This window comes from Streptomyces olivoverticillatus (assembly GCF_014203555.1).
Classification (GTDB): Bacteria; Actinomycetota; Actinomycetes; order Streptomycetales; family Streptomycetaceae; genus Streptomyces; species Streptomyces olivoverticillatus.
The window spans coordinates 173,848-187,902 of record NZ_JACHJH010000002.1; the positions used below are offsets into that span (position 1 = coordinate 173,848).

Here is a 14,055-nt window from a genome sequence, read left to right on the forward strand (position 1 = left end):
CCGCGCTCGTGCATGCTCCGGGGAACGCCCGCGGGGGCCGGATCCCGCTGGGCAGCCCCTGGGCAGGCAGTGAGTGGCGCCGTACCCTGGGGGTAAGCACTTGAAAAGATGAATCCCGGACGGATTTGGCCGTCCAAGATCCATCCCGTGGGCGCGTCCCCGACAACTCCAACCAGTCCACCGCCGTTCCCCTCGACCAGAGGCTTCCTTCGCCGAGACACCGATGGCCGGTCACGAATTCTCCGAACCCGCGGACCGCAAGGGAATCGCCGATCAGACGGCGAACCCCGAAGCGGCGGAAGAAACACGTCATTCCTGCGATCCGGCGTTCCAGCACGGCGTCGTGGTGGGCTTCGACGGTTCCATGTCGAGTGAGCGGGCGCTTGCTTATGCAATCGGTATGGCCCGGCGCTCCGGCTCGGGGCTGATCATCGTCCATGTGGCCAACCGGCTGCCGACGACGGTCTGGGCGGGCTGTGAGCCGCCGGTCTTCGTGGACGTTCCCGATCACCGCACCGAGGTCCTCGGTCTGGAGCTGGCCTGTGCGGACTATCTGTCGGAAGTGCCGTGGATCCTCGTCGAGCGCGGCGGGGACATTTGCCACGAACTCGAAGAAGTCGGGCGCGAATACGCGGCCGACGCCATTGTGGTGGGCTCCACGCACGGCTTGGTCGGCCGGATCTTCGGCTCGGTCGCGGGCCGGCTGGCGCGGCGTGCGCAGCGGCCGGTCGTGGTGATCCCGTAGCGCGCTCCCGCCCGACGGCGGCGGGGCGCCGGCTTCCGGAGCGTCAACTCGCTTGCGGCGCAGGCCCGTGGCTTCGATTCCGGCGTGACAGCGGAGCGGAATCTACTCGCGCGTAGAAGGTGGATGCCGCCGCGGCGAGGGGTAGAACACCGGCGCAAGCGCGATGCGTGCTGCCGGACGGGAGGTGACGGTTCCCGGGATCGGCGGCATCGCCGCCGGCGCGAGGGTACGCCGGCGCAGGGGAGGCGGTTCCCCGCGCGCGTGGTGGCACGCGCGGGGAACCGTCCCTCTTTGCGGCCGGCCTCCGGGCTTTCGCCGAGGTGGCCGGCCGCGGCAGGGGCGACTCGATGAGTGGTCGCGGGGACAGGCCGCTTCCGTGAGCCCCCCAAGTCGGATTACTCGACGGTGACGGACTTCGCCAGGTTGCGCGGCTTGTCGATGTCGCGGCCCATGGCCTTCGCCGTGTAGTAGGCGAACAGCTGGAGCGGGATGCCCATCAGGATCGGGTCCAGCTCGTCCTCGTTCTTCGGCACCACGATCGTGTGGTCGGCCTTCTCCTGCTCCTGGTGCGCGACGGCGAGGATGCGGCCGCTGCGGGCCTTGATCTCCTCCAGCGCGGCGCGGTTCTTCTCCAGCAGCTCGTCGTCCGGCACGATCGCGACCGTCGGCATGGCGGGCTCGATCAGGGCCAGCGGGCCGTGCTTGAGCTCGGAGGCCGGGTAGGCCTCGGCGTGGATGTACGAGACCTCCTTGAGCTTCAGCGAGGCCTCGCGGGCCACCGGGTAGCCCCGGACGCGGCCGATGAACATCATCGACTTGGCGTCCGCGTACTCCGCGGCCAGCTTCTCGATCTCGGCCTCGTTCTCCAGGATCTCGGTGATCTGTGCCGGCAGCTTGCGCAGGCCCTCGATGATCCGCTTGCCGTCGGCGACGGACAGGTCGCGAGTGCGGCCCAGGTGCAGCGCGAGCAGGCCGAAGGAGACCACCATGTTGGTGAAGCACTTGGTGGAGACGACGCAGACCTCGGGGCCGGCGTGCACGTAGATGCCGCCGTCGGTCTCGCGGGCGATGGCCGAGCCGACCACGTTGACCAGGCCGAGGACGCGGGCGCCCTTGCGCTTGAGCTCCTGGACGGCGGCGAGGACGTCGTAGGTCTCACCGGACTGGGAGACCGCGATGTAGAGGGTGTCGGGGTCCACGACCGGGTTGCGGTAGCGGAACTCGGAGGCCGGCTCGGCATCGGCGGGGATGCGGGCCAGCTCCTCGATCATCTGGGCGCCGATCTGGCCGGCGTGGTACGAGGTGCCGCAACCGAGGATCTTCACCCGGCGCACGGCGCGCGCGTCACGGGCGTCGAGGTTGAGGCCGCCCAGGTGCACGGTGGAGAAGCGGTCGTCGATGCGGCCGCGCAGCGCGCGGTCCACGGCGTCGGCCTGCTCGTGGATCTCCTTGTGCATGTACGTGTCGTGGCCGCCCATGTCGTACGACTCGGCCTCCCACTCCACGGTGGTCGGCTGCGAGGAGGTGGAGGAGCCCTCGGTGGTGTACGTGCGGTAGTCGTCGGCCTTCAGGGTGGCCATCTCGCCGTCGTCGAGGGTGACGACCTGGCGGGTGTGGCTGACCAGCGCGGCGACGTCGGAGGAGACGAACATCTCCTTCTCGCCTATGCCCAGCACGACGGGGGAGCCGTTGCGGGCGACGACGATGCGGTCCGGGAAGTCGGCGTGCAGGACGGCGATGCCGTAGGTGCCCTCGATGTGGCGGACGGCGTCGCGGACCTTCTCCTCCAGCGTGCCGGCCTGGGAGCGGGCGATGAGGTGGGCGAGCACCTCGGTGTCGGTGTCGGAGACGAAGACGAAGCCCTCGGCCGTCAGCTTGGTGCGCAGGTCGGAGGCGTTGTCGATGATGCCGTTGTGGACGACCGCGACCTTCTCCTCGGCGTCCAGGTGGGGGTGCGCGTTGACGTCGTTCGGCGCGCCGTGCGTGGCCCAGCGGGTGTGGGCGATGCCGGTGGTGCCGGCGAAGCGCTTGGGCAGGCGGGCCTCCAGCTCGCGGACGCGGCCCTTGGCCTTGGCGGACTTCAGGCCGCCGGTCTTGCCGCTCGCGTGCAGGGCGATACCGGCCGAGTCGTAGCCGCGGTACTCCAGGCGCTGCAGGCCCTCCAGCAGCAGGGGCGCGACATCACGCTTGCCGATGTATCCGACGATTCCGCACATAACTGACCCTCCCAGGTAAGCGTTCGGTGGTGCTCGGTGACGATGGGGAACGGGGCGGCGTACGGGCCGCTCCTTCGTGCCCCGCGGCCTCAGCCGTAGACGATGCGGCGCAGCTGCCGCAGCGAGAGCTGTGGGGGAGACACCGCGCGGTGCGGCAGCTCTGCCGCGATCCGCTCGAAGATCTCCGTGTTGTTCAGCCCGCCCGATTGCAGCTCGCGATGGCGGCGGCGGACGAACTCCTCGGCCGTCTCGTCGAAGTACGCCAGGACGTCCAGGACCACCCGGGCGGCCTCGCCGCGCTGAAGCGGCGTGCTGCGCACCAGGTGATCCACCAGGTCGTCATGGGTCATACGGCGTTCGAGCACCCGTCGATACTGAGGGCTGTGGAAGCCTTTCGCAAGAATCCTGCCCGATTTCGGGCAGGGGTGGGGGTGAAGGAGGGTGATCAAGGCGATCCACGGTGATCCAGCTAGAAACGCCGCAGAATGGCCTGTTTCGCCGCGCCGAACTCCTCGTCCGTGAGGATCCCGGCGTGATGCAGCTCACCGAGCTCGCGCAGCCGGCGGAGCAGGGCGTCGTGATCGGGCTCGGCGGACGCCCCGGCGGTCACGGCCGGCACCGCCTCCGGGGCGGCATCGAGGGCGGCGGGGAGCTCGGCGGTCTTCCCGTACGGATGCGGCAGGCGTGCCGCCACGGCCGCCGCTATCAGCGCGGTGAGTGTGTCCTTCTTGAAGCCGTGCAGCTCCAGCGCGTGCGGGTCGTGCTTGGCCGGGGCGTTCGTCCGGGCCGCCGGGACGACGAAACGCAGATGGCCGTTCTGCAGGCCCGTCGCGGGGAGCCACTCCACCGAGTCGATGTCGCGGACCGGCAGCTCGCGCGGCCCCGCCGACTTCTTGCCCTCCTCGGCCATCCAGTTCCACTCCAGGCGCACCCGCTCGCCGTCGAAGGAGACCGTGCCGTCGCCGGTGGACACCGACAGCGGCAGTGCCGGGCCGGGGAGCAGATACCGCTCGGCGGGACCGTCCGGCACCTGCTCCAGCAGCAGGGCATGACGGACCTCGTCCGCGAAGTACTCCGCCACGCCCATGCGGTCCGCCTCGACCGCCAGCTGATACGGATCGGCCGCATCCGCCAGCCGGCCGCGGGCGACCTGGGACAGCGGGTCGGTGCCGTCCCTCAGGCGCAGCCGGAGCCGGCCGCCGCGGCGGCCGGGCTCCAGGGCGATGCCGGCCACGGCCGTCAGCGGCACGGCCAGCCGGCCCAGCGTCTGCCGGAGCGGGTGCGTCTTCTCCCGGCCCGGCACGATGCCTATCGTGTCGCCGTCGAAGGTCCAGGAGCCGTCCTTCTGGAGGATCTCTGCCATGGACCGAATTATCGCAGGTCCATGGGGTGTTGATCCGGTCAGTCGGTGAGCCCCAGCTCGCGGGCGATCAGCATCCGCTGCACCTCGCTGGTGCCCTCGCCGATCTCCAGGATCTTGGAGTCCCGCCACATGCGGGCCACCGGGTACTCGTTCATGAAGCCGTAGCCGCCGTGGATCTGGGTGGCCTCGCGGGCGTTGGTGACCGCGATCTCCGAGGAGTAGAGCTTGGCCAGCGCCGCCTCCTTCTTGAACGGCTCGCCGTGCACCAGCCGGGAGGCCGCGTCCCGCCAGGCGATCCGGGCGGTGTGCGCCCGCATCTCCATGTCGGCGATCTTGAACTGGATGGCCTGGTTGGCGCCGATCGGCCGGCCGAAGGCCCGGCGGGTCTTGGCGTACGAGACCGACTCGTCGACACAGCCCTGGGCCAGGCCCGTGGCCAGCGCCGAGATCGCGATCCGGCCCTCGTCCAGTATCCGCAGGAACTGGGCGTAGCCGCGGCCCTCTTCGCCCAGCAGGTTCGCGGCGGGCACCCGGACGTCGGAGAAGGACAGCTCGCGGGTGTCCGAAGCGTTCCAGCCGACCTTGGAGTAGGGGGCGGCGACCGTGAAGCCGGGGGTGCCGGAGGGCACGATGATCGAGGAGATCAGCGGCTTGCCGTCCGGCTTGTGGCCGGTGACGGCGGTGACGGTGACCAGGCCGGTGATGTCGGTGCCGGAGTTGGTGATGAAGCACTTGGTGCCATTGATCACCCACTCGCCGGTGGCCTCGTCCAGGCGCGCGGTGGTGCGGGTGCCGCCGGCGTCGGAGCCGCACTCCGGCTCCGTCAGGCCGAACGCACCCAGCGACTCGCCCGCGCACAGCTTCGGCAGCCACTGCTGCTTCTGCTCCTGGGTGCCGAAGCGGAAGATCGGCATCGCGCCGAGGGAGACGCCGGCTTCCAGGGTGATGGCCACGGAGGAGTCCACCCGGGCCAGCTCTTCGAGGGCGAGGCCGAGGGCAAGGTAGTCGCCGCCCATGCCGCCGTACTCCTCGGGGAAGGGCAGGCCGAACAGGCCCATGCGGCCCATTTCCCGCACGATCTCGTACGGGAATTCGTGGCGCTCGTAGAAGTCGCCGATCTTGGGGGCGACCACGTCGTGTGCGAACTCCTCGACGGTGCGGCGGAGTTCTTCGTGTTCCGGGGTGAGGCGGTGGTCCAGCGACATGGCTCAGGGCTCCTGGTGGGAGAGGGCGCGGACGGTGCGGGAAGGGCTGGGCCGTCCCAGGTGGCCGGCCATCCACACGCTCGTGGCGGTGAGACGGCCGAGGTCGACCCCGGTGGTGATGCCGAGGCCGTCGAGCATCCATACGAGGTCTTCGGTGGCGAGGTTTCCGGTGGCGCTCTTCGCGTACGGGCAGCCGCCGAGGCCGCCCGCGGAGGCGTCGACGGTGGTCACGCCGTGGCGCAGCGCGGCCAGGGTGTTGGCGAGCGCCTGGCCGTAGGTGTCGTGGAAGTGGACGGCGAGCCGCTCCGCGCCCACGCCCGCCTCGCCGAGGGCGGCCAGCAGGGCGGTGACGTGGCCGGGGGTGGCCACGCCGATGGTGTCGCCGAGGCTCAGCTCGTCACAGCCGAGGCCGAGCAGCCGGCGGCTGACGTCGACCGTCCGCGCGATGGGCACGGCCCCTTCCCAGGGGTCGCCGAAGCACATCGACAGATAGCCGCGCACCCGCAGGCCGGCCTCCTTGGCCTCGGCCACGACCGGGGCGAACATCTCCAGCGACTCGTCCACCGTGCGGTTGAGGTTGGCCTTGGCGAAGGACTCGGTGACGCTGCCGAAGACGGCGATCTCGCGCACCCCGAGGGCCAGGGCGCGCTCGAGGCCACGCCGGTTCGGCACCAGCACGGGCAGCCGGGCCTCGACGCCGTCGAGCATCGGCACCAGCTGCTCGGCGTCGGCGAGCTGCGGCACCCACTTGGGGTGCACGAAGCTCGTCGTCTCGACGGTGGAGAGGCCGGCGGCGGCCAGCCGCCGGATGAACTCCGCCTTCACCTCGACCGGGACGACGGTCTTCTCGTTCTGCAGGCCGTCGCGGGGGCCCACCTCGTGGATGCGGACGTGGGTGGGCAGGCCGGCTTCCGGTACGGCCATGGGCAGTCCGCTGATCACGACTCCCCCTCGGTGGCGTCGAGCGGGGTGACCACGGCCAGTACCTGGTCCATGGCGACCGTGCCGCCCGCGGTGACGTCGAGCTCGGTGACGGTGCCGTCGTGAGGGGCGGCGATGACGTGTTCCATCTTCATCGCCTCCACGACGAGCAGGCTCTGGCCGGCGGTGACCAGATCGCCGACGGCGGCCTTGACGACGGTGACCGTGCCGGGCATGGGGGCGGTCAGGGCGCCGGCGTGGGCGGCCGCGGATCCGCCGCGGAGGGCGGTCTCGACGGGGTCGTGGGCGGTGACGTGCCAGGCGTCGCCGTCCCTGGCGAGCCACGTGCCCTCCGGGCCGGCGGTGAGGGTGAAGCGGTGGGTGAGGCCGCGCCACGTGAGGACGCCCACGTTGTGGGCATGCGTTCCGCTTGGGGCGATGGGGGCACCTCCCATGCCGTTCAGGCAATGGGAGAGGGTGGGCACAACGCCGGAAGACGGCGTCAGCCACCTCGCCTGGACCCCGGTGCGGGGTGCGGGGTCGTTGCCCGGGTGCGGCCCGGTGGTCGGGCTGTGCCCACCCGTTCCGCCCTGCGGAACGCCTGCCCACAACCCGATTTCTGCGTTCTCCGCGCGGCCGCGTACCCCGACCGTTACCGGGTCCTGGCCCGGCACCCGGAAGTGGTGCGGCGTCCACGCCGGGTCGTCGCCGAGGCGCCAGCCGCTCGGGACCGAGAAGGGGTCCGTCCAGCCTCCGGAGGCATCCGGCTCCAGCGCAGCCTGCCGCACCAGCGCCGCCGCCGCGTAGACCTCCTCCGGGACGGCCGGCTCCAGCAGGCCCTCGACCTCGCGGTCGACCAGGCCCGTGTCCAGGGCGCCGGAGGCGACGTCCGGGTGGGCCAGGAGGCGCCGCAGGAATCCGGTGTTCGTCTCGACGCCGAGCACCACCGTCTCGGCCAGCGCCGCGCGCAGCCGCCGCAGGGCCGTCGCGCGGTCGGGGCCGTGGGCGATGACCTTGGCGAGCATGGGGTCGTAGGACGTCCCGACCTCGGTGCCCGCCGACAAGCCGGAGTCCACGCGCACGCCCTCGCCCACGGGCTCGCGCAGCGCCAGCACCGTGCCCGCCGAGGGCAGGAAGCCCCGGGCGGGGACCTCCGCGCAGATCCGGGCCTCCACCGCGTGGCCGGAGAGCGTCACGTCCTCCTGGGCGAGGCCCAGCTTCTCGCCCGCGGCCACGCGGACCTGCCACTCCACCAGGTCCAGGCCCGTGATCAGCTCGGTGACCGGGTGCTCGACCTGGAGGCGGGTGTTCATCTCCATGAAGTAGTACGACGAGGGGTCGTCGCCCGGCACGATGAACTCCACCGTGCCCGCGCCCCGGTAGCCGCACGAGCGCGCGGCCGAGACCGCCGCCTCGCCCATGGCGGCGCGGGTCGCCTCGTCCAGCAGGACACTGGGCGCCTCTTCGATGATCTTCTGGTGGCGGCGCTGGAGCGAGCACTCGCGCTCGCCGAGGTGGATGACGTGGCCGTGTCCGTCGGCCAGCACCTGGATCTCGATGTGCCGGGGCCGGTCGACCCAGCGCTCCACGAGCAGCGTGTCGTCGCCGAAGGAGCCGCGCGCCTCGCGGCGGGCGGCGGCGATCTCCTCGCCCAGCAGCGCTTCGTCGCGCACGAGCCGCATGCCCTTGCCGCCGCCGCCCGCGGAGGGCTTGAGCAGCACCGGCATACCGATCTCGCGCGCCGCGGCGGCCAGTTCGGCATCGGTCAGGCCGCTGCCGGTGGAGCCGGGCACGACGGGCACGCCCGCCGCCCGGACCGTCTCCTTGGCGCGGATCTTGTCGCCCATGAGCTCGATGGCCTCGGCGGGCGGGCCGATGAAGGCGAGCCCCGCCTCGGTGCAGGCCCGGGCGAAGGCGGCGTTCTCCGCGAGGAAGCCGTAGCCCGGGTGCACGGCCTGGGCGCCGGAGCGGGCGGCTGCCTCCAGCAGTCGCGGTATGGACAGATAGCTCTCCGCGGCCGCCGCAGGGCCGATCCGCACGGCGGTGTCGGCCTCACGGACGTGCCGGGCGCCCGCGTCGGCGTCGCTGAAGACGGCCACGGAGCGGATGCCGAGGGAGCGCAGCGTACGGATGACGCGAACGGCGATCTCGCCTCGGTTGGCGACAAGGACAGTGTCGAACATGCTCCGCCTCACATCCGGAAGACGCCGTAGCCGGGCGTGCCCAGCGGCGCGTTGGCGCATGCGGTCAGGGCCAGGCCGAGCACCTGCCGGGTCTGCAGGGGGTCGATGACCCCGTCGTCCCACAGGCGCGCCGTTGCGTAGTAGGCGCTGCCCTGGGTCTCGTACTGCTCGCGGATGGGGGCCCGGAAGGCCTCCTCGTCCTCCGTGCTCCACTCCTCGCCGCGCGCTTCGAGCTGATCGCGCTTGACGGTCGCGAGCACCGAGGCGGCCTGCTCGCCGCCCATCACCGAGATCTTGGCGTTGGGCCACATCCACATGAAGCGCGGCGAATAGGCGCGCCCGCACATCGAGTAGTTGCCCGCGCCGTAGGAGCCGCCTATCACCACGGTCAGCTTGGGCACGCGCGTGCAGGCGACGGCGGTGACCATCTTCGCGCCGTGCTTGGCGATGCCGCCCGCCTCGTACTGCCGGCCGACCATGAAGCCGGAGATGTTCTGCAGGAAGACCAGCGGGATGCCGCGCTGGTCGCACAGCTCGATGAAGTGGGCGCCCTTCTGGGCGGATTCGGAGAAGAGGATGCCGTTGTTCGCGACGATGCCCACGGGGTGGCCGTGGATCCGGGCGAAGCCGGTGACGAGCGTCTGGCCGAACTCGGCCTTGAACTCGGCGAAGCGCGAGCCGTCGACCACGCGGGCGATGACCTCGCGCACGTCGTAGGGCGTCCGCGAGTCGGCCGGCACCACGCCGTAGAGCCCCGCCGGATCGGCCTTGGGCTCCTCCACCGGCTCCACCGGCCAGGGCAGGGGGCCGCGCTCGGGCAGCGTGGAGACGATGGTGCGCACGATGCGCAGCGCGTGCGCGTCGTCCTCGGCGAGGTGGTCGGTGACGCCCGAGACCTTGGAGTGGACCTCGCCGCCGCCCAGCTCCTCGGCCGTGACCACTTCGCCCGTGGCGGCCTTCACCAGCGGCGGGCCGCCCAGGAAGATCGTGCCCTGGCCGCGCACGATCACCGCCTCGTCGCTCATCGCCGGGACGTAGGCGCCGCCGGCGGTGCAGGAGCCGAGGACTGCCGCGATCTGCGGGATGCCCGCACCGGACATCCGCGCCTGGTTGTAGAAGATCCGGCCGAAGTGCTCGCGGTCGGGGAAGACCTCGTCCTGCATGGGCAGGAAGGCGCCGCCGGAGTCGACCAGGTACAGGCACGGCAGCCTGTTCTCCAGGGCGATCTCCTGGGCGCGCAGGTGCTTCTTGACGGTCATCGGGTAATACGTACCGCCCTTGACGGTGGCGTCGTTGGCGACGATCACCGCCTCGCGGCCCGAGACCCGCCCGATGCCCGCGATCACCCCGGCCGCCGGGGCCGCGCCCCCGTACATCCCCTCGGCCGCCAGCGGGGCGATCTCCAGGAACGGCGAGCCGGGGTCCAGCAGGGTGTCGACCCGGTCGCGCGGCAGCAGCTTGCCGCGCGCGGTGTGCCGCTCGCGCGCCTTCGCGCCGCCTCCCAGCCGTGCGACGGCCAGCTTCTCGCGCAGCCCCGCCACCAGCTCGCGGTGCGCGGCCTCATTGGCCCGCCAGGCGTCGGACGCCGGATCTGCGGCGCTCCCCAGCACCGGTGCCTGCTGCATGTACTCGAGCTCCCTTGCTCGGTTAATGAGCGTTAACACGTGTGGCTTCAGGTTAACGACCACTAACGGCGCTGTCTAGAATTACTTTCGTGAAAGACGCAGCCCCCGGCACCCGAACCGCTTCGCCCACCCGCCGCGAGCAGATCCTCCAGGAGGCCGCCCGGCTCTTCGCCGAGCGCGGCTTCCACGGCGTGGGGGTGGATGAGATAGGGGCGGCGGTCGGCATCAGCGGCCCCGGGCTCTACCGCCACTTCGCGGGCAAGGACGCCATGCTCGCCGAGCTGCTGGTGGGCATCAGCGGGCGGCTCTTCGCGGGCGGCCGGCAGCGCGTGGCGGCCGCCGCGGAGGCGGGCGGCGGCGCGGCCGCGGTCCTCGACTCGCTGATCGACGGGCACATCGACTTCGCCCTCGACGACCGGGCGCTGATCACCCTCCACGACCGCGAGCTCGGCCAGCTCCGCGACAGCGACCGCAAGCTCGTGCGCTCCCTCCAGCGCCAGTACGTGGAGCTGTGGGTCGACGTCGTGCGGCAGCTGCACCCCGAGGCGCCCGAGGTGGTTGCCCGCGCCGCCGTGCACGCCGTCTTCGGCCTGCTCAACTCCACCCCGCACCTCGGCCGCCCCGGCGCCCTGCCCGGCCGCGACGCCACCGCCGCGCTGCTGCGCCGCCTCGCGCTGGGCGCCCTGGACGCACTGTCCGGCTGACCGGGCGGACCGCAGCGATCGCGCCGACGGGATCCGGACAGCCGGGATCTGGACAGTCGCGGTGACTCACCGGTAGCTTCGCTGAGCAAGCGCTTACACAGTCGGGGTTCCCACAGCCGGGAGGGGGAGCTGTGCGTCGTACGGTGTTCAACGAGGACCACGAAGCGTTCCGGGAGACCATCCGCGACTTCATCGCCGCCGAGGTCGTGCCCTACTACGACGAGTGGCGCGAGGCGGGCGCGGTGCCGCGCGGCTTCTACAAGAAACTCGGCGAGCTGGGCGTCTTCGGCATCGAGGTGCCCGAGGAGTACGGCGGCGCGGGCCAGAGCTCGTTCAAGTTCCAGGCCGTCATCACCGAGGAGTGCGCCCGCGCGGGCGTCAGCTTCGGCGGCAGCAGCGTGCACACCGCCCTCTGCCTGCCCTACCTGCTCGCGTATGCCAATGAGGAGCAGAAGCAGCGCTGGCTGCCCGGCTTCGTCTCCGGCGACATGATGACCGCGATCGCCATGACCGAGCCCGGCACCGGCTCGGACCTCGCCGGGATGACGACCACCGCCAAGCTCTCGCAGGACGGCACCCACTACGTCCTCAACGGCGCCAAGACCTTCATCACCGGCGGCGTCCAGGCCGACCGGGTGATCGTGTGCGCCCGTACCGCCCCGGCCACCCCCGAGGACCGCCGCGGCGGCATCTCCCTCCTGGCCGTCGACACCGCCTCCGAGGGCTACGCGGTCGGCCGCAAGCTGGAGAAGCTGGGGCTGCACGCCTCCGACACCGCCGAACTCTCCTTCACCGACGTCAAGGTGCCGGTGGAGGACCTCCTCGGCGAGGAGGGCAAGGCCTTCGGCTACCTCGGCCAGAACCTGCCGCAGGAGCGGCTGGGCATCGCCGTCAGTGCGTACGCGCAGTCCGCCGCGGCCGTCGAGTTCGCCAAGGCCTACGTCCTGGACCGGACCGTCTTCGGCAAGACGGTCGCCTCCTTCCAGAACACCAAGTTCGTCCTCGCGGACTGCCGGGCCGAGGTCGACGCCATGCAGGCGGTCGTGGACCGCGCCCTGGACGCGCACGACGCGGGCGAGCTGACCGCGGCCGACGCCGCATCCGCCAAACTCTTCACCACCGAGCGCGCGGCCGTCGTCATCGACAAGTGCCTCCAGCTGCACGGTGGTTACGGATACATGATGGAGTACCCGGTGGCCCGCCTCTACGCGGACACCCGCGTCAGCCGCATCTACGGCGGCACCAGCGAGGTCATGCGCTCCATCATCGCCAAGTCGATGGGACTGTAGGGCCGAACACTCGTGAACGACACAGCACTGTGCTCACTGCTCGAACTGCTCGACCTGGAGCAGATCGAGGAGAACATCTTCCGCGGCGCCACCAGCCCGGCCATCCTCGTGCCCCGCGTCTTCGGCGGGCAGGTCGCGGCCCAGGCGCTGGTCGCCGCGGGGCGCACCGTCCCCGCCGACCGCCCCGCGCACTCCCTGCACTCCTACTTCCTGCGCCCCGGCGACCCCGCGGTGCCGATCATCTACACCGTCGACCGCATCCGCGACGGGCGCTCCTTCACCACCCGGCGCGTGGTCGCCGTCCAGCACGGGCAGCCGATCTTCCACCTCTCCGCCTCCTTCCAGGAGCACGAAGAAGGGCTGGAGCACCAGGAGCCGATGCCCGCGGCGCCCGACCCGCTGACCCTGCCCGCGCCGGCGGACATGCTGCCCCACTACGCCGACCGGTTGGGCGGCCCGGAGGTGGTGGAGCGCATCCTCCAGGCGCGCGAGGCGGTCGACCTGCGCTACGTGGACGAGCCGCCCTTCGCCAGCGTGGGAGAGCCGCGCGAGCCCAAGTCGCAGGTGTGGTTCCGCACCAACGGCAAACTGGCCGACGACCCCCTGCTCCACCTCTGCCTGGCCACCTACGTCTCCGACATGACCCTGCTGGACTCCGTCCTGCTCGCCCACGGCCGCGGCGGCTGGGCGGTCGGCGACGTCGTCGGCGCCAGCCTGGACCACGCCATGTGGTTCCACCGCCCCTTCCGCGCGGACGAATGGCTGCTGTACGACCAGGAGAGCCCGACCGCCTCGGGCGGCCGGGGCCTGGCCCGGGGCCGGATCTTCACCCAGGACGGACAGCTGGCCGTCTCGGTGATCCAGGAAGGCGTGGTCCGCGTGCCGCGTTAGCCCTGCACCGGCAGTCCGGCCGCCTCCAGCAGATACGCCGTCATCGGCTCGTAGAAGCGCGGATCGGCCACGTGGTCGTCCAGCGGCACGGCCACCTGCAGGGTGCCCTCCGCCTCGGCCAGGAAGAGCGCCGGGTCGTTGCAGTCCGCGTAGCCCACGGCGTCGATGCCGCGCTGCGCCGCACAGCCCGCCCAGCCGTGGTCGGCGACGACCAGGTCCGGCCGGGGCAGGCCCAGGTGCGCCAGCCCGTCCAGGATCGCGGCCATCGGGGCGGGGGAGTGCGTGTGCCACAGCGTGGCCCCGCGCTCGTACACGGCGACGTCCGCGACCTGGTAGACGCTGCCCTCGTCCGCCCGCAGCCCGCTCGGCACGGAGACGATCTCGCAGCCGGCCGCGCGCAGCGCCGCAGCCGTCGCCCGGTGCACGTCCAGCAGGCCGCCGGGGTGCCCGGTCGCGAACAGCACCCGCTGCCGGCCCTCCGCCGCCTTGCGCAGGAAGGCGGCCATCCGCTCCAGCCCGGCCACCGTCAGCTCCGGGTCGATGGTGTCCTGCCCGGCCCGGTGCGCCGGATCGTCGTTGACACCGCAGCGGTCCGCCATGACCGCCAGCACGTCCTGCTCGTCGGTCCAGCGGTTGCCGAGCTCCAGACCCAGCCAGTACAGCCGGTCGCCCATCGCCAGGCTGCGGTAGTGAGCGAGGTTGTTCTCCCGGGGAGTCGCGACGTCGCCCGCGATGCGCGTACGGACGAGATGGTCGATCAGTGCGGTACGGCTGGGTGCTATCGGCATGGCCACATTCTCCACCGTGGTGCGCGATAGACGCCGTGTCCATATGAAGGCACCGGATCCACAGTTCCGTACATGTGCGGAATCCGCCGCCCTGCCTACCCTCGGGTACGTCCACGCATCCGCTC

12 protein-coding genes are annotated in these 14,055 nt (G+C 71.6%); 4 read left to right on the forward strand and 8 right to left on the reverse strand.

Translation table 11 applies throughout. The features are described from left to right. Window positions 1–223 precede the first annotated feature (223 nt). On the forward strand, window positions 224–745 hold the full coding sequence (locus tag FHS39_RS06260) for a universal stress protein (protein ID WP_045932432.1): 522 nt from the start codon (window positions 224–226) through the stop codon (window positions 743–745). Window positions 746–1,140: 395 nt separating this feature from the next. On the opposite strand, the gene glmS is transcribed toward FHS39_RS06260, so the two are convergent. The 7 genes from glmS to FHS39_RS06295 all read right to left on the reverse strand — a co-directional run bounded on the left by glmS (window position 1,141) and on the right by FHS39_RS06295 (window position 10,258). Further along, window positions 1,141–2,961 (reverse strand): glutamine--fructose-6-phosphate transaminase (isomerizing), encoded by a 1,821-nt coding sequence (glmS, locus tag FHS39_RS06265; protein WP_045932431.1) that lies wholly within the window; start codon window positions 2,959–2,961, stop codon window positions 1,141–1,143. Window positions 2,962–3,050: 89 nt separating this feature from the next. Further along, entirely contained in the window at window positions 3,051–3,326 is a 276-nt protein-coding gene (locus tag FHS39_RS06270) for a hypothetical protein (protein WP_045932430.1), read from the reverse strand. 104 nt (window positions 3,327–3,430) lie between these two features. After that, the gene (locus FHS39_RS06275; protein ID WP_184347107.1) at window positions 3,431–4,324 is read right to left on the reverse strand and encodes a DUF4429 domain-containing protein; all 894 of its coding nucleotides are present in this window, start codon (window positions 4,322–4,324) and stop codon (window positions 3,431–3,433) included. Between the two features lie 38 nt (window positions 4,325–4,362). Then, window positions 4,363–5,523, reverse strand: a complete 1,161-nt coding sequence (locus FHS39_RS06280) for an acyl-CoA dehydrogenase family protein (RefSeq protein ID WP_184348688.1) — start codon at window positions 5,521–5,523, stop codon at window positions 4,363–4,365. Between the two features lie 9 nt (window positions 5,524–5,532). Then, window positions 5,533–6,453: a hydroxymethylglutaryl-CoA lyase gene (locus FHS39_RS06285; protein ID WP_184348690.1), complete on the reverse strand. Its 921-nt coding sequence runs from the start codon at window positions 6,451–6,453 to the stop codon at window positions 5,533–5,535. Between the two features lie 14 nt (window positions 6,454–6,467). Further along, window positions 6,468–8,633 (reverse strand): acetyl/propionyl/methylcrotonyl-CoA carboxylase subunit alpha, encoded by a 2,166-nt coding sequence (locus FHS39_RS06290; protein ID WP_184347109.1) that lies wholly within the window; start codon window positions 8,631–8,633, stop codon window positions 6,468–6,470. Window positions 8,634–8,641: 8 nt separating this feature from the next. After that, window positions 8,642–10,258 (reverse strand): carboxyl transferase domain-containing protein, encoded by a 1,617-nt coding sequence (locus FHS39_RS06295; protein ID WP_184347111.1) that lies wholly within the window; start codon window positions 10,256–10,258, stop codon window positions 8,642–8,644. An 89-nt stretch (window positions 10,259–10,347) separates the two neighbouring features. On the opposite strand from FHS39_RS06295, the gene FHS39_RS06300 reads away from it, so the two are divergent. The 3 genes from FHS39_RS06300 to tesB all read left to right on the forward strand — a co-directional run bounded on the left by FHS39_RS06300 (window position 10,348) and on the right by tesB (window position 13,142). Further along, window positions 10,348–10,962 (forward strand): SACE_7040 family transcriptional regulator, encoded by a 615-nt coding sequence (locus tag FHS39_RS06300; protein ID WP_184347113.1) that lies wholly within the window; start codon window positions 10,348–10,350, stop codon window positions 10,960–10,962. A gap of 131 nt (window positions 10,963–11,093) precedes the next feature. Further along, on the forward strand, window positions 11,094–12,251 hold the full coding sequence (locus FHS39_RS06305) for an acyl-CoA dehydrogenase family protein (RefSeq protein WP_184347115.1): 1,158 nt from the start codon (window positions 11,094–11,096) through the stop codon (window positions 12,249–12,251). A gap of 12 nt (window positions 12,252–12,263) precedes the next feature. Continuing rightward, window positions 12,264–13,142: an acyl-CoA thioesterase II gene (gene tesB / locus FHS39_RS06310; protein ID WP_184347117.1), complete on the forward strand. Its 879-nt coding sequence runs from the start codon at window positions 12,264–12,266 to the stop codon at window positions 13,140–13,142. Here tesB and FHS39_RS06315 read toward each other — a convergent pair. Beyond that, window positions 13,139–13,930, reverse strand: a complete 792-nt coding sequence (locus FHS39_RS06315; protein WP_184347119.1) for a phosphatase — start codon at window positions 13,928–13,930, stop codon at window positions 13,139–13,141. The genes tesB and FHS39_RS06315 overlap by 4 nt on opposite strands. Between the last annotated feature and the right edge of the window lie 125 nt (window positions 13,931–14,055).

Bases quoted from the DNA above. Each gene is read 5' to 3' on its own strand.
- FHS39_RS06275 (WP_184347107.1), bottom strand. From the start codon at position 4,324: ATGGCAGAGATCCTCCAGAAGGACGGCTCCTGGACCTTCGACGGCGAC.
- FHS39_RS06295 (WP_184347111.1), bottom strand. From the start codon at position 10,258: ATGCAGCAGGCACCGGTGCTGGGGAGCGCCGCAGATCCGGCGTCCGAC.
- FHS39_RS06260 (WP_045932432.1), top strand. From the start codon at position 224: ATGGCCGGTCACGAATTCTCCGAACCCGCGGACCGCAAGGGAATCGCC.
- FHS39_RS06315 (WP_184347119.1), bottom strand. From the start codon at position 13,930: ATGCCGATAGCACCCAGCCGTACCGCACTGATCGACCATCTCGTCCGT.
- FHS39_RS06290 (WP_184347109.1), bottom strand. From the start codon at position 8,633: ATGTTCGACACTGTCCTTGTCGCCAACCGAGGCGAGATCGCCGTTCGC.
- FHS39_RS06285 (WP_184348690.1), bottom strand. From the start codon at position 6,453: ATGGCCGTACCGGAAGCCGGCCTGCCCACCCACGTCCGCATCCACGAG.
- glmS (WP_045932431.1), bottom strand. From the start codon at position 2,961: ATGTGCGGAATCGTCGGATACATCGGCAAGCGTGATGTCGCGCCCCTG.